The following is a 21540-nucleotide window of genomic DNA, read 5'->3' on the forward strand; positions in this document are numbered from 1 at the left end:
TGATAAGGCGCTTCACATCACCGACTGGCTGCGGCCAGCGGTTACTTTCCTGATCAACCGAGGATGAACATGGCAACGGATACTCCCCAGCAGGCGCTTGATGAACTGATCGAAGAGTTTGGTTTCTTCGACAACTGGATGGACCGCTACCAGTACATCATCGACCTTGGCAAACAGTTGCCCGCCATGCCGGATGAATGGAAAACAGCGGAGTATCGCATCGACGGTTGCCAGTCCAACGTCTGGATTTATGACGAACAACACGGTGATCACCTGCATTTCAGCGCTATGTCGGATGCCGCCATCGTTTCTGGTCTGATCGCCGTTGTCATGCGCATCTATAACGACCGCACTCCCCACGCTATCTTGGCCATGCCCAAAGACTGCCTGGATCAACTGGGTCTGAGCCAACACCTTTCACCCACGCGCAATAACGGCCTGCATGCCATGCTGGCCCATATCTATCTGACCGCCGCAAAACTGGCCTGATATCCGCGCCCTCGCTAGGGAAGAGAGTCTACCTGCCGTGCAGACCGGCTAGCGTGTCACGCCATATATAAGATGATAAAGGTCACTCCCTGATGTGTGGCACCGAAGGTATGCCGCGGAAGGGCGAGAAACCGAGGCCGGCCGGGTAGCGTAAGCGTTGCTGAAGGCCTGTCCGGTCATGGCAAACGCCCGCCACCGTTGTTTTGTTGTTGACCTTCTGACTCGCAATATTCGTTATGTGCCTTTTTTAGCACCCGATCAGCCTCCCACGGCCTGATCGGGTGCATGCCGTGGGAGCGCCTGCGATCGCCGTTTCGGAGGATAGCGTTAAATATCCCAATGTCAGGGCGAAAAAGGCCATCGGGACGATGCTGGAAACAGCCTTATCGTTCACGAGCGTGTGATATCAGAAGCCGCTGAATACAGCCCGAGTACAGAATGGCGACCATACCCACGGTGGCAAACAGGATTAGGGTCTCTACAGGGTCGCTAGCCGAAGTATTCATGACATGAATGTCGTAGTGGCGCGAATGACGATGATAGTGCATGACCGGTCGGTGGAAGTCGGGATAGGCGCGAGGTTTCACGGTGCCGGATGCTCAAGCTACATACAGGGTATGGGCGCTGGCACCGTGAAAGAAATGCAAGAGCATGCAGTGGTTAGGCAAACAGCTCTTTGAGGAAGATGGCTTTTACGACGGCCGACGTCTTGTTCGGTGCGCCCAGCTTCGTCATGGCATTGCGCAGGTGGAAATTGACCGTGCTGTCTGACAGACCCAAGATGATGCCGATTTCTGCTACGGTTTTGCCATCTCCCGTCCAGCGCAAGATTTCCCGCTCGCGATTGCTCAGGATTTGGTCGTGCTCATCGCGCGAGGTGAACATGGCAAAGTGCATGGCATGGGTCAGCCACTGCAGCTGGCGCTGATGAACCTCGATATCAGGTTCTTCCAGCTGACTATCGTTTGAGGTGATGAACAGGCTGTAGATGCCAATGCGATCATGAACCGACTGGGCCCATCCCGCTCGCCTTCCTAGTGAGAAGTGTTCTTCCCACATCCCGGGGTTCATGTCGAACAGCTGACCTTCCGCGCGTCCAGTCCACATCACTGGACGGCTAGTTTCCGCACAAATACGGAAGACCGGTGCTTTGTTGTACCAGCCTGACCGTACTCGTCGAGCGACTTCGTCGTCATTGTTAGCGACGGCAAATACCTCGCGGCGTGTCAGTGGTACCGGCAACTGAGTGATCCACGTACAGTTCTTGAATCCCAGCGCCTGAATGGAACGCTCCCCAACGCGCAGAATATCATCGAAGGTATGCGGTTTTTCCAGCGTCGTCAGCAAATCTTCTTGCCAGCCGTTCATAACGTCACCCCCCTAAGGTGCATGCAGCGCCACTGTAATGCTTGGTTTGGTCACCGCCGTTGACGTTGCGTTATCGTTTATGTTCGTCACGTTCAGGGACGGGGTCAATACCACCCTTGCAGAAAGGATGGCAGCGCGCCAGACGTTTGATTGTCAGCCAGCCGCCTTTAAGCGGGCCGTGCAGACGCAGTGCGTCGATGGCGTACTGTGAGCAGGAAGGCCAGAATCGGCAGCGCTGCCCCAGCAGAGGGCTGATCACCCACTGATAGCCTTTTATCGGTGCGATCAGCAGTGCGATGACAATACGCTGTCCGCGGCGTGAAGGGCCAGACGTTGAAGCTGAGTCGTGTGAGCACATATGGCAAGACCTATCGAGTCACGTGGTCGAAACCGTTCAGTTCGCACAGGCGCTGGTATATTGCGCTGTGCGAACGTATCAAACCCTGTATCAGCCCTATGGCTACTGCATACGTGGCGGTCGCAGAGCGAATGCCAGAAAAGCGAGCGAAGTGGTGCACTCTGCCGGATGAAAAACGCTGAATTCAGTGGCCTTTGCCGTACAGCGCTTCGGGGGAAATCAGTGGATCGCTGTTGACGACCGCCTGATCGTTTTCAAGCGTTGTTAGAAAGCAGGTACGGCGCCCGCTGTGGCAGGCAGGCCCCGTCTGATCGACCAGCAGCAGCAGGGTATCGCCGTCGCAGTCGAGCATGGCCTGCTTGAGGGTTTGGATTTGTCCGGAAGATTCGCCCTTGCGCCATGCTTTTTGGCGCGAACGTGACCAGTAACACACGCGCCCGGTGGCAAGCGTTTCGCGCAACGTGTCGATGTTCATCCACGCCATCATCAGCACTTCGTGACTATCGTACTGCTGAGCAATAGCGGCAATCAGACCGTCCGCATTCCAAGGAATGGCGTCCAGTACGCTGTCCAGCGCTACGGTATAGCCTGCGGGGGACTGTTCGAGGGTCTTGAGTAGGCCGACTGTGCTCACGGTGATGCTCCCGGATCAATGAAAGCCACTAGAATACCGCACTACGGCCCTTCGATCTCGCCGAGCGGGCCTAAGCGGGCATCTCAGTAGACGTTCAGCGGACTGCCTGACTGGCAGCGGCGACACAGGCCGTACAGTTCAATGGTCTGGCGGTGTAGGCGAAACTGCTGCTCCTGAGCCACCTGTTCCAGCATATCGACCAGCCGTGTGTCGTGCAGCTCTTCAACATGCCCGCACTGTTCGCAGATCATCAGTTGGAACTGCGAACGGTGATCAGGGCACGAGCAGGCAATGAAAGCGTTCAGCGATTCGATACGGTGAACCAGACCCTGTTCGATCAGGAAATCCAACGCACGGTAGACCGTAGGTGGGCGGGCCGCAGCATGTTCATCTGACAGCTGATCCAACAGATCATAGGCCTTCAACGCACCCGGTGCCTTGCTGATCAGCTCGAAGACCCGACGGCGTATGGGAGTGAAGCGGGTTCCACGCTGAAGGCATCGCTGCTCTGCGTTGGCAATCAGCTCGGCTGTAGACGCAGAATGATCACAGTGCTGCATGGCATGTCCTTGACTCTGATAACTCGTTCTCGATGAGAAAGGAGTGTACCCCGTTGGCTGCCTTGATGCATATCATGATTGCCCCAACGCGCATGTGTGACGGCTTCTCCACGTGTGGCTGGCCGGGGCATAGGACCACTACAAACGCTGTGAACTTAAGACTGGTTTGGCTTATCTGGCCGTGAAAGGCTGTTGGCGTAGATCGAACACGATGACCTTGGCATCCTGCCCATCCTTGAGTACCAGATGGGATTCGTGTTCGATGCAGACACCGTCCCCTGCATGTACAAGCTGCCCATTGACGCTGATCTGCCCTGTGGCAACGTGCAACCAGATGCAGCGCCCTTCGGCCAGCGGCAGGCTCGCTTTCTGCCCCGGCCCGAACATGCCGATATAGATACTGACATCCTGCGCAATCATCAATGAGTCATCGCGCCCATCTTCCGACAGGATCAGTGCAAGGCGGCCATTCTTCTCGCTTGGGGCGATAACGCGCTGCTGATAGCGAGGCGCAAGGTCGTGTTCACGCGGAACGATCCATATTTGCAGAAAATGCACTTCGTCATCAGCAGAGGCGTTCATCTCGCTGTGTGTGACGCCTGTGCCTGCACTCATCAGCTGTATCTCACCCGGATAGAGAATCGAGTGGCTGCCCATACCGTCGCGGTGCGCCAGCGCACCTTCCAGCACATAGGTCAGGATTTCCATATCGCGATGCGGATGAGCGCCAAAACCGTGCCCGCCGGCCACACGATCATCATTGATAACCAAAAGATCCGAATAGCCGGGGTGGCGCGGATCAGCATACTCCCCGAATGAAAATGTGTGCCACGAGATCAGCCCATCGTGTCGGCTCACGCCACGCTCTTCTGCCTTGCGAACCTTCAACATACCTAGTCACTCTCCATGTGTGAGGCAGATGGGACAGAGCGCCGTCTGCCGTGCTCTCCTGAGCTTCAGGCTTCACTATAGACGGGATTGCTGCATATGCGGTGAACGGCACGCGGTGGGTTGTGTCTATTAAAGTCGAAGGAATGTTGCCAGCATCTGGCACGTACATTGGGCGGATTCAGCAGGGGATGTTAAATGGCAGCACCGGAAGTGGGTACGGCATTGGGGCGCATTCGTGGTCGCCGCACGCCAGAGGGTGTCGAAGTATTCAAGGGCGTTCGCTATGCGGAACCTCCCACGGGGGCACATCGTTGGCAACCGCCACGCCCGGCGCGGCCGTGGGCCGGGACACTGGATGCACTTGAGTTCGGGCCTGGCTGTCCTCAGCACCCCTATGTGGTCTCCCGAAAAGCCCACCGAGTACCGATGGATGAAGACTGCCTGCGGCTGAACATCTGGCGCCCCGACGGTTGTACCGGCCAGCATCGGCTGCCCGTGATGGTATGGTTGCACGGTGGTGGTTTCATCAGCGGTACCTCATCGCCTGCGCGCTATGACGGCAGCGCCTTCGCACGCTCGGGCGTCATACTGGTCAGCATCGACTATCGCGTGGGGCGGTTGGGATTTTTTGCGCATCCTGCGCTGGAAGATGACCCGCTCCGGGGCAATTATGGCCTGATGGATCAGATCGAAGCACTGCGCTGGATTAGTCGTAATATCGGATTTTTCGGCGGAGATGAGACCAATGTCACGCTCTTTGGCGAATCAGCAGGGGCGATGTCGATCATCTCACTGCTGACCTCGCGTGTGTCAAAGGGGCTGTTTCATAAAGCGATCATTCAGTCCGGCGGTGGACGACACAATCTGGTGCCGGGCAACGACTGGGCCTCTGCTGTGGCGCGTACCCAAGCACTGGCTCAAAAGCTTGGTGTCCCGGCCGATAAGTCGGCGGCATCGCTGGATGCCCTGCGCGCTGTGCCCGTCGAGCGCGTCGTCGAAGGATTGCACATGGGGAACTTGCATGAGCGCCCCGGTTACTGTGCGCCAATGATTGACGGCGTGTTGATTGAGGACGAGCCGCAGACGCTGTTCCAGCGCGGGGCCTTTCATCGCCTTCCACTGCTGATTGGGACGACCAGTGCCGACCTTGGCTTTGCGCCACCGGTTCGCACACTTGAAGACGCGCTGGCACCGTTTCAGCATGATCGCGCGCTTTATAAGCGTGCCTATGCACTCTTTTCCCATCTGCCGCCAGCGCATGTTGCTCAGCAACTGGCGGCAGACACGCTGATGGCAGAGCCAGCACGTTTCATTGCTCGCATGGTTCGACGCTACCAGACCTCAGCATGGCTGTATCGCTTTGCCTATGTGCCTCAGGCGCTTTCGGATGGACTGTCGGGAGCACCGCATGGTGGTGAAATCGAATTCGTCTTCGATACATTGGGCACGCTGCATGCGCCTATGACGGAGCGGGATCAAGAAGTTGCCACCCTCATGCACGGTTATTGGACCGCCTTTGCGCGACAGGGGCACCCTAATGGCAATGAACGGCCACACTGGGGATGTTTCGAGCCGCGTGAAAACAACATCCTGCATATCGATGAAAGAGGAGTGCCACATACCGCGATGAAAAGCCCAGATCCATGGGCGGCGCGCCTTGATCTGGTCGAAGCCTGTGTGGGCGATGCGTATTAACGCAGGGTGCTCCATATTGTAACTATATGAAAGACAATCAAAAAGATTTTGTTATCAGATGGATACGTGTTTGCATAGACACCGCTCTCAAAGAGCCAACACATCCATTAAAATACTGATAACAAGGATAAATTCATGACTGAGCAACACGCTTCCCACTCATTTGCAAACGTACTGCGAACCACTGCGCTGGGCAGTCTTGCCATCGCTGGCTTGATCGACGTCACCGCCGCTCACGCCGCAGATACCCGCAAAGTGGCTGAACCCGTTGCCCCGGCGGTCTGTAGTTCTCTGACAGGTACCTCAACCGACGCTACAGCCGCTATCCAGAAAGCACTGAATGCCTGCCCAGCAGGTAAAGCGGTACGCTTGGCATCCGGTACTTTCCTGAGTGGTCCGATCACCATTCCTACCGGTCGCAGCCTGATCGTCAATAAAGGGGCTGTATTGCGCGCCGTTAACCGTGCGTCGTCCTTCGACAACGGCAGCAAAACGTGCGGTACCCTCAATGGTGACGGTAAAGGTTGTAACCCGCTGATTACCATGAAAGGTGCGAAAAACAGCGGTATCTACGGTGAAGGCATCATCGACGGTCAAGGTGGCGTCAAACTGAGCGACAAAGGCACTACGTGGTGGCAGCTGGCCGCCAATGCCAAGGTGCAGAAAAAGAAACAGAACGCACCGCGTCTGATCCAGATCGACAACAGCCAGAACATCACGTTGCACAAGATCACGCTGAAGAACTCGCCGAACTTCCACGTCGTGTTCAAACAGGGTAACGGTCTGACCGCATGGGGTGTCACCATCAACACGCCTGCTACCGCACGCAACACCGACGGTATTGACCCGATCTCCTCGCAGAACGTGACCGTGGCGCGCAGTAACATCAGCACCGGTGACGACAACGTCGCGATCAAGGCCAACCCGGGCGCAGGTGCTTCGCGTAACATGTCCTTCCTGAACAACACGTTCGGTGCAGGTCATGGCATGTCGATCGGTAGCGAAACTAAGGACGGCGTCTACGACATTCACGTCAACACACTGACCATGAACGGCACTACCAACGGGCTGCGTATCAAGAGTGACAAATCCGCATCCGGTGAAGTGGCGCGCGTCTACTACGACCACGTAACGATGGCCAACGTCAAAAATCAGATCGTGATGGATACCGTTTACGAAAACAAATCGGGCAGCACCAAGGCCAACTGGCACGATGTCTACTACAACGATGTCCGTTCGACCACTAAAGGGGCTGTTATCCTCAACGGTACCAACGCTTCCAGTACCCTCAAACCGACCATGAAATCGGTCAACCTGGCGGCAGGCACGACCTGGACGCTCAAAAACGCCAGCATCATCAAGTAATGCTTGAAGGGCGCAGCATGGATGCAAACATCGTCTGCCATCATTGGTGGTGACAGTATGAATGCCTGAATGAATGCCTGATCGCCTTGAGCGACCGAGTATCGTGTATTCGCGCCATATCTTGCTGGATTAAAGGTCTTCTCCTTAATGGGGAAGGCCTTTTTTATGGTCCATGCTCATCGCTAGCACGCTTACGGCGACGCACATTGAAGGCTTTTTTGTATGCAATCAACATACCGATACGACTCGTATGGCTTTGTGGGGGTGGGCAGCACATTCTTAAGTATTTCTTTGTTTTTTGTGTCTGTGTTTGTATAGGTGTCGCTCTTAAAGAGCACTATCTGTATGACAACAAACAATAAAAGGAAACCTGGATGTTTAATAATCCTGCTTGCTACTCTTTCAAAAAATGGCTGCCTGTCGCAGCGCTGAGCGGTGTCGCTATTGCGGGACTGATGGATATCAGCGCGGCCCGTGCCGCAGACACACGTGACGTCTCCGAGCCAACAACGCCTGATGCGTGCACGACGCTGACGGCTGCCGGTACCGATGCTACTTCAACGATTCAAGATGCTCTGAACGCTTGTCCTACCGGTCAGGCCGTGAAACTGGTCGCAAGCGACAGCAACAGCACGTTTCTAAGTGGCCCAATCACGATTCCTTCTGATCGAAGCCTGATCATCGACAAAGGTGCCGTTTTACAGGCCGTCAACAATGCTGCTGCCTTCGACAAGGGCAGCAACACTTGCGGTACGCTTAACAGCGATGGCAAAGGCTGCAACGCGCTCATCACCCTCAAGAATGCCTCTAATAGCGGTATCTACGGTGAAGGCACTATCGACGGGCAGGGCGGTGTAGAGCTGAGCGACAAAGGCACCACGTGGTGGCAGCTGGCCGCCGATGCTAAGACGCAAAAGAACAAACAGAATGCACCGCGTCTGGTTCAGATCGACAACAGCCAGAACATCACGCTGTACAAGATCACGCTGAAGAACTCGCCTAACTTCCACGTTGTATTCAAGAAAGGGAACGGCCTGACAGCCTGGGGCGTCACCATTGACACACCGTCTACGGCACGCAATACCGACGGCATCGACCCGATCTCTTCGCAGAACGTGACCGTAGCCAACAGCAATATCAGCACCGGTGACGACAACGTTGCGGTCAAGGCTAACCCTGACACGGGCGCTTCCCGTAATATGTCTTTCTTAAACAACACGTTTGGGGCAGGGCATGGCATGTCGATCGGCAGTGAAACTAAGGACGGTGTCTATGACATTCATGTCAATACACTGACCATGAATGGCACCACCAACGGGCTGCGTATCAAAAGTGACAAGTCTGCATCGGGTGAAGTCGCGCGTGTCTATTACGATCACGTGACGATGAACGATGTGAAGAACCAGATCGTGATGGATACGGTATACGAAAACAAATCGGGCAGCACTCAAGCTAACTGGCACGATGTCTACTACAACGACGTCTGCTCGACGACGAAAGGTGCTGTCATTCTCAACGGTACTAATGCTTCCAGCACGCTGACGCCGACAATGACGGATGTCAATCTCGCCGAAGGAACCACCTGGACGCTGATCAACGCCACCGTAACCAAGTAATTATTTCTATCAGGTAAGACTCCGCAAAAACAACAATAATAAAGAAGCGGAAGACCGCCAGAAGATCCCTGAATCTCTGAGCCGCCTGATCAAAACACGACGCGATGAAAAGGTAATCGCCGCTGGCCATACCGGGTCATCCGTTTTCTCGTTTTAATCTCCTTGCCTCTCTCATGCCTTGCGTATGCCTGTTCAGCAACCTTTGGACATACGCGTCGAGGTAAGGATTGCCGTGGATAGTTCTACGTTGTTGATTTAGCGACAGATGACGTCATACCAGTAGCGCCTTCGACAGCAAGTCCCAAACCACCCAACACCCTCAACCATGCTATGCCACTCGTGTATAAACCGGCTTCTTGAACCCTCCGCAAAGAGGTATCGGAAGGCACTGCTGACCTGGTTTTGTTTTCTTGTTTGAATATTGGATCATCCGTGACGGTAATCGCGGGCATGCCTCTAGACCTTCTAGACGTTAATAGTGCCTTTGATGCAGGTGAGGGCATGACCGCCTACAGAAATGGCATCTCCAGTAATGGAAAGGCAGAGGTGTCCGTCACGCCCTAGGCATCGTCCCTGTGTCGATGTCAGTAGCCCGTCCTCGGGGATACTGATGGCATGATGACGAATGAACGCTGCCACGGCGCCGTTACCGCTGCCGCATACTGGATCTTCATTCACGCCGCAGGCGGGAGCGAACGAACGGACTTCTATTCGGGATGCGTCAGCGTAGAACCCGAACAGCGTTACGCCGGTTTCATCAAGATCCTGATGTAGCTCACCCAGCTTGGCAAACGCGGGCTTGCTCGCCAATAAGGTATGAGTATCGCGTGCCTGAGCCACGATCCAGCGCGGCCCAACATCGACCAACGCTGGTCTATAGGTACGGTCGATCTGGCACTGCAGCAAGCATTCCAGCTGCTCGATGTGTTCATCGCTCAAAGGCGTTATCGTTAGTGGAGGGAGCTCAAAAGCGATGCGGATCCCTTCACTTTCGGGTGTGACCTGCAACGGGATTAGCCCTGCCGCACATTCCTGTATTAATTTGCCTTCGCGAGGCGCAATGCGTTGAGACTCAAGCAGCGCATGAGCAGTGCCAATGGTGGGGTGCCCTGCAAAGGGCAGTTCACTTTGAGGAGTGAAGATGCGTACCCTGTAATCGGCGTCAGGATGCTCCGATGGCAGAACGAACGTGGTCTCTGACAGGTTCGTCCACTGCGCTATGGCTTGCATCTGTTCGCTCGAAAGCGCACTGGCGTCCATGATGACGGACACCGGGTTGCCCTTGAAGGGGCGGGTGGTAAAGACATCTACTTGCTTGAAGTCTATGGCATGCATATATCACCTCTCTGGCAGCATCAGTGGTTGGGAAGCCCATGCGTATACGCTACGACAGGCAGCGTATACGCTTCACTTGTTAGGATACAGATACAAAACAGCCCCTTTTCAATGGGTACAGTTGTTTCCTGTCTCTTGCGTCTCCACACTGTCCGTGGCTATGTCTCTGTACCTGCCCGCCATGAGTGACAGGCAGCTAACAGTGCCGAAGGCGGACAAGGACGAGGAGAAATATCGTGTATCTGTACGAAACCATTGCCGATACGCTGGAGCGCTCAATCGAGCGCGGTCAGCTGCCGGCAGGTACGCGGCTGGCTTCTATTCGGACTATGCGCGTACCCATGGTGTCAGCCTCAATTCGGTGAAATCCGCTTATCAGTTGCTAGAAGACAAAGGGTTGATCACGGCACGCACTCGCTCGGGCTACTTCGTCTGCGATAGTTTGCCCGCTTTGCAGCACCGTTCACCGGTAGGCGCCATCACCGATCATCAGCAGGCCTTCATTCATTTTCGTTCTGAGGCTGACCGACTGTTGGCCGCGTTGTTGGATAAGCGGCAACGGGGGACCTGCATTGATCTGGCGCTGGCTTGTCCCGTGGGGGAAAAGTTCTATCCCACTCAGCGCCTGAAAACGATTATGACGAAGCTGCTGCGCGAATCGGATGTGCTCTCGCGCTATGCACTGCCGCCGGGGTCGCTTACGTTGCGCACCCAGATTGCTCGGCGCGGGCTACAACTGGGTATGGCGCTTGATGCGGAGCGCATCCTGTTGACGCACGGTGCCATGGAGGCGCTGAGCCTGGCCGTTCAGGCGGCTACTCAACCTGGTGATGCCATTGGCATCGAAACCCCCACGTTTTATTCACTGTATCCGCTGCTGGAGAGTCTTGGACGACGCATCGTCAGCCTGCCAACCCATCCTCAGCATGGGCTATGCCTTGATACGCTGCCGTCGATCATTGAGCAGCAGGCGCTCAAGGCCATCATCACCATCCCGACTGGTCACAACCCCTTGGGCTTTACGATGCCTGTGTCTGCCCGTCGTCATCTGGTCGAAATGGCGCACCGTTATCAGCTCGCCATTATTGAAGATGCTCTTTATGCCGAGCTGCAGTTGGGGGACCAGCAGGTTCCCAACATTAAGGCGTTTGATAGAGAAGGTTGGGTAATGGTGTGCGCAAGCTATGGCAAGACGCTTGCGCCAGACTTTCGGATTGGTTGGCTGGACGCGGGGCGCTTCACACATCAGGCCCAGCAGCTCAAGTTCGCAACGACCGTAGCGGAACCGCTGTCGATATCGGAAACGGTGGGCATTTTTCTCGAAAACGGGGGCTATGATGCCCACTTGCGTCAGCTTCGGCGGCGCTATGATCGACAGGTTGCCATGCTGCGGGCACTGATTGCGGATAGCTTTCCGGTAGGCACGCGGGTCAGCCAGCCACAAGCCGGGTTTATTCTCTGGATAGAGCTTCCCGAGGGCATAGATGCGCTGATGCTGTGTGAAGCAGCACTGATAGAAGATATTCTGTGCATGCCGGGCGCGCTCTGTGCCCGCAATCCTTCGTTCAATCACTGTCTGCGCATGGCCGCCTGCTTCGAGATAACGAACACTTATCAGAACAGCGTGCGAAGGCTAGGAGCGCTGGCCGCCGCCCAGCTGATATGAATAAAGCCGTTCGCTATTGCAAGGGCCGGGGTTCAGGGCAGTAGGGCTTTTGATACGGCGTGCACTTCTGCAAGGCATGGTGTTATTGGTCATGCGTCCCCCTCTCCGAAGGATGGGCATCCTTACATGGCATCAATGCTGTTGACATGGGCAAGATTATATATTGTCATAGGACTATCATGATATCAGGTAAAACCGCTGGTGAAATATTCGAGCAGATCCGACTCGCCGTCCAATCGGGTGCGCTTCACGCAAACGATACGCTGCCACCGGTAAGAGAGCTGGCCACTACGCTTGACGTAAACCGGAACACCGTGGCACTGGCCTATAAGCGGCTGGTTGCGGCAGGCATCGCGGAATCCAAAGGGCGCAACGGCACCGTCATTCGCTCAATCGCGCACGATGCCCCACAGGAAGGAACGCCACCGGGGCTGGCGCTGACCGATCTAGCAGGGGGTAACCCTTCGACATCGCTGCTGCCTGATATTCGAAAAGTGCTAGGGCGCGTCAGCGCGACACCTCGCTTGTATGGCGAGCCTCCCGTAGAAGCCGCCCTAGAAGAATATGGTCGGGCATGGTTAGGGCAGGATATTGATACTGGTTTTGCCTTGACGCTTAGTAATGGCGCTGTGGACGGCGTTGAACGGATTCTTTCCAGCCATCTCATCAAGGGCGATCGGGTGGCGGTGGAAGACCCCTGCTTTCTGAGCAGCATCAATACGCTCAAGAACAATCGTTTGGTTCCCGTGGCGGTGCCCATGGACGAAGAAGGGATGTGCGCTGATGCTTTATCTGGCGCGCTGGCTCGGGGCGTTCAGGCCATCATCATCACGCCGAGAGCGCACAACCCGACAGGATGGAGCTTGAGTGCTGCACGTGCGGAGCACATTCGTGCGCTGCTGGCGCAGTACCCGCAGGTGTTGGTCATCATCGACGATCATTTTTCGCTGCTTTCGGACAACCCATATCAGCATGTTATTCCGCAGGAAACCCAACGCTGGGCGTTGATTCGTTCGACGTCCAAATTCCTCGGGCCAGACATGCGACTGGCCTTCATTGCTAGTGACACCGATACCGCCCAGCGATTAGCGCTGCGATTGAATGCAGGTAGCAGCTGGGTAAGCCACATTCTGCAGGATATCGTGCTGGCAAGCCTGCAAGCGGACAACTTCGATGCCACCATTGCATCCACTCGCGAAACGTACCGCATGCGGCGCGAGACGCTGGTGAATCTGCTCAAGGCAGACGGCATTCCATTGTCCGAGAGCCATGATGGGCTGAATATCTGGGTACCATTGCCTAGAGAGAGCACGCCCGTTGTGATGGCGCTGGCCAAGTACGGTTGGCTGGTACGCGAAGGCGAAATCTTTGCCTTAAAGCAGGTATCCCACGGCATACGCATTACCGTATCGGATATGTCGGGAGCCGACGCCACGACCTTTACGAAGAAGTTAGCCCAACTGCTGGCACCTTATTTTCACTCGTCATGAGTGTTTGACCCTGCTTCGGCAGAGAATACGAACAGATAAAGAGGATCCCCTATGCGTCTACATTTCGTCATTCATGAAGCTTTTGAAGCACCGGGGGCCTACGCGCTCTGGGCAGAGCAGCGTCATCACTGCGTCAGCCATTCGCGCGTCTATCTGAACGAACCTTTGCCGACGGCCGTGAACGATATCGACATGCTGGTCGTTATGGGAGGTCCACAGTGTCCCGCAACAACGATGGCTGAATGCGCACATTTCGACGCGCAGGCTGAACAGGCGTTGATTGCCAAAGCCGTTCAGGCAGGCAAGATCGTTCTTGGCATCTGCTTGGGGTCACAGTTGATCGGAGAAGCACTGGGTGCCGCCTTCGATCATAGCCCCGAAAAGGAAATCGGTAAGTTCCCGATCGTATTGACCGAGGCTGGACAGGCGCATGAGCTGTTCGCCCATTTTGGCAGCCCATTGAATGTGGGGCACTGGCATGGCGATATGCCTGGCCTGACCCCAGACGCCGAGCTGATCGCCTACAGCGAAGGCTGCCCACGCCAGATCGTGGCCTACAGTGATCGCGTCTTCGGTTTTCAATGCCATATGGAACTGACACCGGATGTTGTCGAATTACTGATCACGCATTCGGAAGAAGAACTGCGTCTTGCAGAGACTCACCGCTTCATTGAAACGCCCGCACAGTTGCGCGCCCACGACTACAGCGACATGAACCAGAAGCTGTACACCTTCTTGGACAAGCTTGCTGCTCGCTGCGACAAGTCGGCGATTTAATTAATCCGCAGCTCTTATTCATTCGACCTGCTAGACCGCCTAATAAAGGCTGTTAGGCAGGTCGAAAAGAAAATAGAGGCCGTATCTTCGTCAAGCCCCGTTCAGGACACACTCGCGGCCACATCACCGCGCCAACCAAGCACGTCATCATTCTTCTTACTCGTTCTGGGCGGTAGTCACTGCATCAGAAACGCTCCTGCACCACGGCATAAGTGATCGACGGCGCATTCTTTCTAATGGCCATTTCAATGATCACGTTTCGTTCAGCTCGTCCAAGGCAATAATGGCGTTTTATCAGCCTACCAGTAGGCAGCATCAGGCTCGGGATGGCTGAAAAGGACAATGATGAGAAGGAATCAAGATGAGAAAATGCCTTTCTGCCTGCTTTGCGATAAACACCAGAAAGGCATCTTGATGAACGAGCCAGCTAGCTGCGCTGCAGCGTGTTATTCAAGGCTATCGTTTTTGTCACACGGCAAAACATCAGCCAAACATGCAAAAGTGAATGATAGAACGCACGGCAATACCCATAGCAATGCCGGGCAACGCGTAGCGCATCAAGCGCGCGAAGCGATGCGATATTGCTAAGAATATGCCCATACCTGCTAAATCGAATGTTTGAATGAGCAGCCCGGCCGACGCATTCAGCTGGGCCACGCTGATCCTTCCATTGTGCACCATTTCGCTGATAACACTGAAATAGGCGGTACCGCCGGCAAGGCATTTGGTAAAGGCGGGCAAAATATAGCTGTCCGGCAGTGATAAGCGGCGAAGTAGGGGAGATGCAGCCCATTCAATGAGGCTGACCAAGCCTGCGGCCTGCAGAAGGCCTACTATCACCAGCGAGATTGTCAGCATCGGAATGGCAGCAAACGACATCCTGATGGCATCGCGTCCCGCATCACTGATAACAGTGATCACGCTTTTGGGTCTGACATTGTCGTAGGGAAGCGACAGTTTTTCTGCATCTTGATCGTGTATTCGCTGGGTCGACAGATGACGTCCGCAGAGATACCAAGTGAACGACGATGCCACAACGCCGCCAATGAACGAGGCGATCATCGCCACTCCCCAGTTCAGCCCAAAGGGTACTAAAGCCAGGAAGACGTTGCCTTGTCCCATCGCCATCAGCATGGCCAGTGTGGCCGCCATACTGCGATCCGAAGTACCTTTCTTTTCCATCAGCGTCAGCGTGGCCAAGGGCGCCGCGAAACTGATGAAGGACATCTGGATCGCCGCAAAGGCGGCCATGCCAGTGATGCCGAATGGCGCCAGTACCGGCGTGATTTTGGTGATGATCCAGCCGATAACGCCTTTTTCTTCCAGATAGCTCATTACCACGAGCATGACGACCATGATGGGAATCAAGGTATAGAGCGCAATGTCCACAGATGCTTTTCCTGCCGACATCATTATGCCGATCACATCCACCGTTGAACTACTCCCGTTTGTTATTGTGTTGATTGAATGATTATTCGGGCCTCTTTCCGACAGCAGCGGCCCGAATAATTCATGCATTAAAGCAGCTTCAGTGACCTAATACAGCAGTGGTCAGTACAGCAGCGGAATGATGGCTTCCAGCTGTGCTGCCGCAGGCGCATCCAGCGGGCGCAATGGTAGCGGTAGGTTGTCTACAGCTGTCAGCCCCAGCATGCTAGCAAGTGTTGCCGTGACGCGAAGATCACCGTACTGCTCGAAAAGCGACCAAAGCGGTGCCAATGTCTCCGAAGCGGCCGTCAACTGTTCATGCTGGCCTGACCGTGCCATTTCCACCATATCCTGACACATGCGCGGGAAAAGGCCGCCTAACACCGAAAACCAGACATCGCAGCCCCCATTCAGGCCCGGAGCGACGCGGATGTCATGACTGATGCCGATCGCCACGTGATCTGGGATAAGCTGACGGAGGCGGGCAATACGCTCAGTTGCTAGTCGTTCATCAGCAGGAATGCTGGGAACGCCCGGCAGCTTGATGGCAGCAACGTTAGGCAACTGTGCAAGGCGGGTATGCAACTCGTCACTGAACACGAACTGCGTTGTGGACGGCGTATCGTAGATGCACAGCGGTACCGAAATGTTGGCGCAGACGGTCTTGTACAACGCCCAAACTTCCTCTTCACGAAGTTTCTGGTATGAGACCGGCGCCAGCAGCAGCGCCTTTGCGCCTACTTTCTGCGCATCTTCAGCCAGCTCAAGCACCTGGCGAGTACGAACGGCTCCAATGCTGGTGATCAACGGAACACCGTCAGCGGCATCGACCGCTAGTTCCAACACGCGCTTGCGTTCTTCGCGCGACAGATAGGCATAGTTGCCCGTTGATCCCATTACCCCCATAGAATCGACCTTGGCGTTAGCCAGCCGCTGAATCAGCTTCGAAAAAGAGGATTCATCAATGCGTTGCTCATTCATAGGCGTTAGCACGAACGAGCTCAGACCGGTGAAGATGGACATGTGAAGAAAACTCCTTAAATTTCCTGTTTCATATTAATCTTTGTCATATGACAAAGATTGGGCCAAACGAGTGTAGCACCGAGCCGGATTGGAAATAAAGGCTAGCGATGGTGAAAAAACGCTTGGTACCGGAGAATTGCCTATGTTCGCATAATATATATTATGTTAAATACAAGATATTGGCGGAACGATTTGAAGCGATTCTGGCTTTGTTGGACGGTTACGCCATCTGGCTCTAAAGCGACCGTCAAGCCGACAACCTGGTCGCCCGAATCGGCAAAGCTGAAACGGCACATTTTCCGCACATCGATTCGCCTATTCGTGACCAGTACCTGCGGTTGCTGAAGCATTACCTGTCTTGGTGCATCACCCGTTACATTCCGCACCCACGTCAGAACTCAACCACTCCGGCTAACATCGAAGTCGTAAAAAGCTGAGCGATCTTGAGAGTCGGACAAGGAGCACGATAGTGTCGATGTACAGACCAGCAGTTGATACAACTTTTTCCGAATGTGCGGGGAGCAGATCACCAGACAAGGTAGCTTTCAACTGGGGGCCATCTTGAATGTGGAATGCTGCGGGGTCAAACACCGACGACCATAATTCCCTAATACCCTCTGCGAGTTCGGGCAATGCTTTACCAACTCGGCATCCCTTTGTGACCTTCGGTGGGTACGGCCGAACTCGCATCGTCTACTATCTTGGTCGTGGAGAAGCCTATCAGTTGACATGAGACATCGGCGCCGACCCGCAGCCGGTGGGGATTACTCATAGGAAGCGGCAGTGGCCAGTGCGTAGTAGCGCGGTATTGCCCCCGTGCTCACGGATTGAATCATGGATTAAAAGATGGCATTTTGCCTTGGTGATGTTAGGTTTTGTACGAAAAGGTCTTTTGGTACGCTGATCGCACGCACACATTACGAGCTTCCTGAAATGCCACTCTGTCTCGTGTTATTGACGTTGCCCAACACACCTCTGGCCTCGCACTGTTTGATACGCGGGGCAATGGCACGAGGGCACACAACCTTTAATCCAATCGGTAGTGCAATAGTATGAAAAAGAATCATTTGCTGCTCGTTGACACGCTCACGAAGGAGATGGCCGAGGGGAATCTCGCGATTTTCGCGGGCGCCGGCTTTTCGCAGGGCGCTGGCTTTGTAAACTGGAAAACGCTGCTCAAGCCCATTGCCGATGAGCTGGATCTGGACATCGACAAAGAAACGGATCTGGTTGCGTTGGCGCAGTACCATTCAAACGCTAATGGGGCCAACCGCTCTAAGCTTGATCAGATGCTGGTGACTGAATTTTCAACAAAAGTAAAAGTTACAGATAACCACAGGATCTTGGCCAGGTTGCCGATCCAGACCTACTGGACAACTAACTACGACAAGCTGATTGAGACGGCCCTTGAGGAAAACGAAAAGATCGCTGACGTCAAACACACGGTCAAGCAACTGGCTACGACCAAGCCCAAACGCGATGCTGTCGTGTACAAAATGCACGGTGACGTCGAACACGCTTCAGAGGCAGTGCTGATCCGCGACGACTACGAGTGTTATCACGTGAAGATGCAGCCGTATATCACTGCGCTCAGTGGCGATCTGGTTTCCAAGACCTTTCTGTTTCTGGGCTTTAGCTTTACCGATCCGAACTTGGACTACATCCTGAGCCGGGTACGCGTCCAATACGCCAAGCACCAGCGCCAGCACTACTGCATCTTGCGCAACGTCAGCCAGGGGAAGGATGAAGATCAGTCCGATTTCGAGTACCGCCTTCGAAAGGAAGACTTGTTCAAACAGGAGCTTCTTCGCTTCGGGATCAAAGCAGTTTACGTCGATGATTTCAAGGAGATCACGGCGATCCTAGAAGAAATTGAACATCGCCACAAACGCAAAACCATTTTCATCTCCGGGGCGGCTCATGACTACAGCCCTTGGTCACAGAGCGAATCCGAACATTTCGTTCACCACCTCAGTAAAAAGATCAGTGAGGCTGAGTTCCGAGTTATTTCAGGCTTTGGTTTGGGTATCGGCAGCGCAGTGATTTCAGGCGTCATTGAGCAGACCATCATGAGCGGCCATCGACTGGACAGCGACCAACTGATCCTCAGGCCGTTCCCGCAAAGCCAATCGGGCGATCGACCCTTAAAGGAGCTGTGGACGGAATACCGGCGCGACATGTTGGCCCATGCAGGCATTGCTATCTTCCTCTTCGGAAACAAGGTCCGCCCGGGCTGCGGTGAAGTAGTGCCTTCAAATGGCATGCGTGAAGAGTTCGATCTGGCCGTCGCTGCTGGCGTTTTCGTTATTCCCATAGGTATCACCGGCTCGATCTCGGCAGAGCTCTGGAAAGAGGTCATCAATTCCTATGACGAAACGAAATACGAACATGGTAAAGAAATCACCCCCCTGCTGCAGGAATTGGGCACCGAGGGTACCGACCTTGATCGTGCACGCAACGTGATCCTGCGCCTGCTGGAACTCATTTAAAGGACGAATATCATGGCAAGAAAGGTGTTTTTCAGCTTCCAGTATGAGGATGTTCAGCGCGCAATGAACGTGCGTAACAGCAATGTTATCGCTTCAGGCCAGATGGGTGGTTTCATAGATAAGGCTGACTTTGAAGAAGTTGAACGTCAAGGCGATGCGGCCATCAAGAAATGGATCAATGACCAGCTGCATGGCACCAGCGTGACTGTCGTTCTTGTAGGGGCAACTACCGACAAGAGCAAATGGGTGAAGTATGAAATCGAGCAAAGCGTTGCCCGGGGCAATGGCATCCTGACCGTCGACATCAGCAAAATCGCCAACCTGCAAGGCGATACGACAAACTGCTGCAGTTTGCGTGTTTCAGGCGCGTCTCACTATCTGTGGAACACTAATAACGGCCGTGAAAACCTCGGAAAGTGGATCGAAGCAGCCGCAAAGGCCGCTGGCAAACCGTAAACCGGGCTGGAGCGCCGCGCCTTTTCTCAAAACAAGGAGTTAACTGATGTACGTAGGCTTCGAAATCGAACATTACCAACCCATCCATCAACCCCATGATTTCAGCATCCACAGTTACATTCAAGATGCCAAGATGCGGGTGGATAACCTCGCCCAGTTCTTTATCGGGTCGTATAACCAGTGCAGTGTCCTGGATGCCGAAGCCCTATCGGCGAAGATTTTCCCAGAAACCAAGTACGACGTATTTCTTTCCCATTCTCATGCGGATCAGCGAAATGCTATCGATCTAGCGCTCGCGCTGAGCGAGCTCGGCCTGAATGTCTTCGTCGACTCTACGGTGTGGGGCTATTTCGGCGACCTGGTGGCCCAAATCATCGCGAAAACTCGGCCATTGGATAAAGAAACGAAGGATTCGCACACTCATCGTGTCTATGCAGATGTCCACATGATGCTTGCTAGTGCCCTTCACCGCACCATTGCCCAAGCTGAAACCTTTGTATTCGTGCGTTCTGAAAAATCTGTGCCCGTGAGCTTTGGTGACAGAGATAGAACATTTTCACCCTGGATCTACTCAGAATTGCAGTTTAGCTTTCAGGTACAGCACACCATGCCTAACCGAATTCGAGAGCGACTAACAGGCGCTACCCTCGACAGCGTCAAGGGGTTCAATAACCTGGGCCTTGAAAGCATGCAGCATCTAATGGCCTTCAGGGCTTTCAACGATCACCTGCCGCCCGTACAAGGTGCTCAACTGCGAGAGTGGCTTGTCCAACAGCCGTCCACCAACCGTGGAGAAACCGTGCTGGATGCCCTCTACAGTCGATTCAATCTCCCTAGCAAATATCAACAGCAGCGCGCATCACTCACGATGTAGGACAGCAACTGCCTTTACTGCTGGCGTCAAGAGCCTGCCATCGGTGCAACGTGCAAAACCTACACATTGCGTCCGTGGCCCAGGCAGCATGTCATGCCGGCCAGCGCAATTTCTAAATTTGGATATCCTGACGTGTCCATGCCGCTTATGGAGCAGCCCCAGCTGCTACAGGGCTGCAAAGATGGAACACTGTTGCGTCTGTCCCTCACCAGACGATTCGTTGCGTGGATGGCTGAAATCTACGGTGGGCAGAAGTGCCCAATCAGGTTTCCAGTGTATCCGCGCGGTAAGGACTGGCGCTTGTCGTGGTCTTCATCGGCGAGTTTAGCGTCGGCACCTTAGAGGTAACGGTGACTCATGGACCGAAGGCTGCGCTCCGCAGCATTACAGGAAAATCTTGGGGCCGCCCATATGCCCCGGATCTAACAAAGACCCCAATCCGTAGGGGTTACGTATCCCACGACCTGGAACGGGCCTAGGAGAGCTGTTTGCAAGCTTTTCTTTAGTGATCACCGGATAGAGCCCCAGATACTCCTGGCCTTCAAAGAGCGAGTCCGGCTTCTCCAACACCGGCAGAACCGCTACTGCACCGTTCTTGAAGCCATCGAAATAGCCCAACTCCCACGGCATCCATTTGGACTTCGGTGCGTTCTCAGTGGCGAGGTAGAGCAGTGAATTGGATTGGCGCATGCGCTTGCGCAAGATGTCTGCAGTCTTCGCAGTAACGCGATCACGCTCGAGGACCTGATCGTCGATCCAGTCTACGTAAACCTTTTGACCCTCCGCCTCAAGAAGGACTTTGATTCCAAGGACGAGTTCGGCGTCAACCATGGCGTGAGAAAGAAAGGTGTCAAACCGATCAGCGTCTTTGTAATTTTTCTGGACTTGGGTGAGGACTTCACTCGGGCTGCGGTTACCCCGAGTGGCTTGTTGCGCTGCTTTACGTGCTTCCGCCTGAGTAAAAAACGCCATTCCGATCTCCAATGGGCTGTCTGGGAACCCAAAAAACATGACTAATTGCCGCTT

20 protein-coding genes are annotated in these 21540 nt (G+C 54.5%); 11 read left to right on the forward strand and 9 right to left on the reverse strand.

Annotation, left to right across the window (positions count from 1 at the left end):
• The first annotated feature begins 69 nt into the window (after positions 1-69).
• A complete protein-coding gene (locus ZBT109_RS06490; RefSeq protein WP_027705700.1) occupies positions 70-489 on the forward strand; it encodes a SufE family protein in 420 nt (139 codons plus the stop codon).
• Between the two features lie 660 nt (positions 490-1149).
• Here the strand turns inward: ZBT109_RS06490 and ZBT109_RS06495 are convergent.
• The 5 genes from ZBT109_RS06495 to ZBT109_RS06515 all read right to left on the reverse strand — a co-directional run bounded on the left by ZBT109_RS06495 (position 1150) and on the right by ZBT109_RS06515 (position 4267).
• Positions 1150-1857: a LuxR C-terminal-related transcriptional regulator gene (locus ZBT109_RS06495; RefSeq protein WP_051524005.1), complete on the reverse strand. Its 708-nt coding sequence runs from the start codon at positions 1855-1857 to the stop codon at positions 1150-1152.
• 70 nt (positions 1858-1927) lie between these two features.
• A complete protein-coding gene (gene yidD, locus ZBT109_RS06500) occupies positions 1928-2215 on the reverse strand; it encodes a membrane protein insertion efficiency factor YidD (protein WP_051524006.1) in 288 nt (95 codons plus the stop codon).
• Between the two features lie 184 nt (positions 2216-2399).
• Positions 2400-2849, reverse strand: a complete 450-nt coding sequence (gene hisI, locus ZBT109_RS06505) for a phosphoribosyl-AMP cyclohydrolase (protein WP_027705702.1) — start codon at positions 2847-2849, stop codon at positions 2400-2402.
• 83 nt (positions 2850-2932) lie between these two features.
• Complete coding sequence (locus tag ZBT109_RS06510) at positions 2933-3409, reverse strand: transcriptional repressor (RefSeq protein ID WP_051524009.1); 477 nt, start codon at positions 3407-3409, stop codon at positions 2933-2935.
• Between the two features lie 171 nt (positions 3410-3580).
• Positions 3581-4267 carry a pirin family protein gene (locus ZBT109_RS06515; RefSeq protein ID WP_232012875.1) on the reverse strand — a complete coding sequence of 229 codons (687 nt, stop codon included), beginning with the start codon at positions 4265-4267 and terminating at the stop codon, positions 3581-3583.
• Between the two features lie 228 nt (positions 4268-4495).
• On the opposite strand from ZBT109_RS06515, the gene ZBT109_RS06520 reads away from it, so the two are divergent.
• The 3 genes from ZBT109_RS06520 to ZBT109_RS06530 all read left to right on the forward strand — a co-directional run bounded on the left by ZBT109_RS06520 (position 4496) and on the right by ZBT109_RS06530 (position 8976).
• The gene (locus ZBT109_RS06520) at positions 4496-5995 is read left to right on the forward strand and encodes a carboxylesterase/lipase family protein (protein WP_051524011.1); all 1500 of its coding nucleotides are present in this window, start codon (positions 4496-4498) and stop codon (positions 5993-5995) included.
• A gap of 135 nt (positions 5996-6130) precedes the next feature.
• Positions 6131-7360, forward strand: coding sequence for a glycoside hydrolase family 28 protein (locus tag ZBT109_RS06525; protein ID WP_051524012.1), 1230 nt, complete (start codon positions 6131-6133; stop codon positions 7358-7360).
• A 374-nt stretch (positions 7361-7734) separates the two neighbouring features.
• On the forward strand, positions 7735-8976 hold the full coding sequence (locus tag ZBT109_RS06530; RefSeq protein ID WP_051524014.1) for a glycoside hydrolase family 28 protein: 1242 nt from the start codon (positions 7735-7737) through the stop codon (positions 8974-8976).
• Between the two features lie 465 nt (positions 8977-9441).
• Here the strand turns inward: ZBT109_RS06530 and ZBT109_RS06535 are convergent, their stop codons facing one another.
• Positions 9442-10311, reverse strand: a complete 870-nt coding sequence (locus ZBT109_RS06535; protein ID WP_027705707.1) for a PhzF family phenazine biosynthesis protein — start codon at positions 10309-10311, stop codon at positions 9442-9444.
• Positions 10312-10547: 236 nt separating this feature from the next.
• Between ZBT109_RS06535 and ZBT109_RS14095 the strand changes: the two genes are divergently transcribed.
• The 4 genes from ZBT109_RS14095 (at position 10548) to ZBT109_RS06550 (ending at position 14244) form a co-directional block, all read left to right on the forward strand.
• A complete protein-coding gene (locus ZBT109_RS14095) occupies positions 10548-10676 on the forward strand; it encodes a hypothetical protein (RefSeq protein ID WP_267878428.1) in 129 nt (42 codons plus the stop codon).
• Positions 10673-11977, forward strand: a complete 1305-nt coding sequence (locus ZBT109_RS06540) for an aminotransferase-like domain-containing protein (RefSeq protein ID WP_197714374.1) — start codon at positions 10673-10675, stop codon at positions 11975-11977. Before ZBT109_RS14095 ends, ZBT109_RS06540 begins: the two co-directional genes overlap by 4 nt.
• A gap of 179 nt (positions 11978-12156) precedes the next feature.
• A complete protein-coding gene (gene ptsJ / locus ZBT109_RS06545) occupies positions 12157-13467 on the forward strand; it encodes a MocR-like B6 salvage transcription factor PtsJ (protein WP_027705708.1) in 1311 nt (436 codons plus the stop codon).
• Positions 13468-13518: 51 nt separating this feature from the next.
• On the forward strand, positions 13519-14244 hold the full coding sequence (locus ZBT109_RS06550; RefSeq protein ID WP_027705709.1) for a type 1 glutamine amidotransferase: 726 nt from the start codon (positions 13519-13521) through the stop codon (positions 14242-14244).
• A gap of 483 nt (positions 14245-14727) precedes the next feature.
• Here ZBT109_RS06550 and ZBT109_RS06555 read toward each other — a convergent pair whose 3' ends face one another.
• Both ZBT109_RS06555 and ZBT109_RS06560 read right to left on the reverse strand, forming a co-directional pair.
• A complete protein-coding gene (locus ZBT109_RS06555; RefSeq protein ID WP_197714375.1) occupies positions 14728-15762 on the reverse strand; it encodes a nucleoside recognition domain-containing protein in 1035 nt (344 codons plus the stop codon).
• Between the two features lie 33 nt (positions 15763-15795).
• Entirely contained in the window at positions 15796-16695 is a 900-nt protein-coding gene (locus ZBT109_RS06560) for a dihydrodipicolinate synthase family protein (RefSeq protein ID WP_324603187.1), read from the reverse strand.
• A gap of 1052 nt (positions 16696-17747) precedes the next feature.
• Between ZBT109_RS06560 and ZBT109_RS06570 the strand changes: the two genes are divergently transcribed.
• The 3 genes from ZBT109_RS06570 to ZBT109_RS06580 are packed head-to-tail and all read left to right on the forward strand — an operon-like array spanning position 17748 to position 20514.
• Positions 17748-19184, forward strand: a complete 1437-nt coding sequence (locus tag ZBT109_RS06570; protein ID WP_027705712.1) for an SIR2 family protein — start codon at positions 17748-17750, stop codon at positions 19182-19184.
• Between the two features lie 12 nt (positions 19185-19196).
• Positions 19197-19640: a TIR domain-containing protein gene (locus ZBT109_RS06575; protein WP_027705713.1), complete on the forward strand. Its 444-nt coding sequence runs from the start codon at positions 19197-19199 to the stop codon at positions 19638-19640.
• A 46-nt stretch (positions 19641-19686) separates the two neighbouring features.
• Complete coding sequence (locus ZBT109_RS06580) at positions 19687-20514, forward strand: TIR domain-containing protein (protein ID WP_027705714.1); 828 nt, start codon at positions 19687-19689, stop codon at positions 20512-20514.
• A 384-nt stretch (positions 20515-20898) separates the two neighbouring features.
• Here the strand turns inward: ZBT109_RS06580 and ZBT109_RS06585 are convergent, their stop codons facing one another.
• Complete coding sequence (locus tag ZBT109_RS06585; RefSeq protein ID WP_027705715.1) at positions 20899-21486, reverse strand: TIR domain-containing protein; 588 nt, start codon at positions 21484-21486, stop codon at positions 20899-20901.
• Positions 21487-21540: the final 54 nt, after the last annotated feature.

It is taken from the genome of Zymobacter palmae (assembly GCF_003610015.1).
GTDB lineage: Bacteria > Pseudomonadota > Gammaproteobacteria > Pseudomonadales > Halomonadaceae > Zymobacter > Zymobacter palmae.

What these genes read in the sequence shown, in the direction of transcription:
- ZBT109_RS06490 (WP_027705700.1), top strand. Translation starts at nt 70, where the DNA reads ATGGCAACGGATACTCCCCAGCAGGCGCTTGATGAACTGATCGAAGAG.
- ZBT109_RS06495 (WP_051524005.1), bottom strand. Translation starts at nt 1,857, where the DNA reads ATGAACGGCTGGCAAGAAGATTTGCTGACGACGCTGGAAAAACCGCAT.
- yidD (WP_051524006.1), bottom strand. Translation starts at nt 2,215, where the DNA reads ATGTGCTCACACGACTCAGCTTCAACGTCTGGCCCTTCACGCCGCGGA.
- ZBT109_RS06510 (WP_051524009.1), bottom strand. Translation starts at nt 3,409, where the DNA reads ATGCAGCACTGTGATCATTCTGCGTCTACAGCCGAGCTGATTGCCAAC.
- ZBT109_RS06520 (WP_051524011.1), top strand. Translation starts at nt 4,496, where the DNA reads ATGGCAGCACCGGAAGTGGGTACGGCATTGGGGCGCATTCGTGGTCGC.
- ZBT109_RS06525 (WP_051524012.1), top strand. Translation starts at nt 6,131, where the DNA reads ATGACTGAGCAACACGCTTCCCACTCATTTGCAAACGTACTGCGAACC.
- ZBT109_RS06530 (WP_051524014.1), top strand. Translation starts at nt 7,735, where the DNA reads ATGTTTAATAATCCTGCTTGCTACTCTTTCAAAAAATGGCTGCCTGTC.
- ZBT109_RS06535 (WP_027705707.1), bottom strand. Translation starts at nt 10,311, where the DNA reads ATGCATGCCATAGACTTCAAGCAAGTAGATGTCTTTACCACCCGCCCC.
- ptsJ (WP_027705708.1), top strand. Translation starts at nt 12,157, where the DNA reads ATGATATCAGGTAAAACCGCTGGTGAAATATTCGAGCAGATCCGACTC.
- ZBT109_RS06550 (WP_027705709.1), top strand. Translation starts at nt 13,519, where the DNA reads ATGCGTCTACATTTCGTCATTCATGAAGCTTTTGAAGCACCGGGGGCC.
- ZBT109_RS06555 (WP_197714375.1), bottom strand. Translation starts at nt 15,762, where the DNA reads ATGCATGAATTATTCGGGCCGCTGCTGTCGGAAAGAGGCCCGAATAAT.
- ZBT109_RS06560 (WP_324603187.1), bottom strand. Translation starts at nt 16,695, where the DNA reads ATGTCCATCTTCACCGGTCTGAGCTCGTTCGTGCTAACGCCTATGAAT.
- ZBT109_RS06570 (WP_027705712.1), top strand. Translation starts at nt 17,748, where the DNA reads ATGAAAAAGAATCATTTGCTGCTCGTTGACACGCTCACGAAGGAGATG.
- ZBT109_RS06575 (WP_027705713.1), top strand. Translation starts at nt 19,197, where the DNA reads ATGGCAAGAAAGGTGTTTTTCAGCTTCCAGTATGAGGATGTTCAGCGC.
- ZBT109_RS06580 (WP_027705714.1), top strand. Translation starts at nt 19,687, where the DNA reads ATGTACGTAGGCTTCGAAATCGAACATTACCAACCCATCCATCAACCC.
- ZBT109_RS06585 (WP_027705715.1), bottom strand. Translation starts at nt 21,486, where the DNA reads ATGGCGTTTTTTACTCAGGCGGAAGCACGTAAAGCAGCGCAACAAGCC.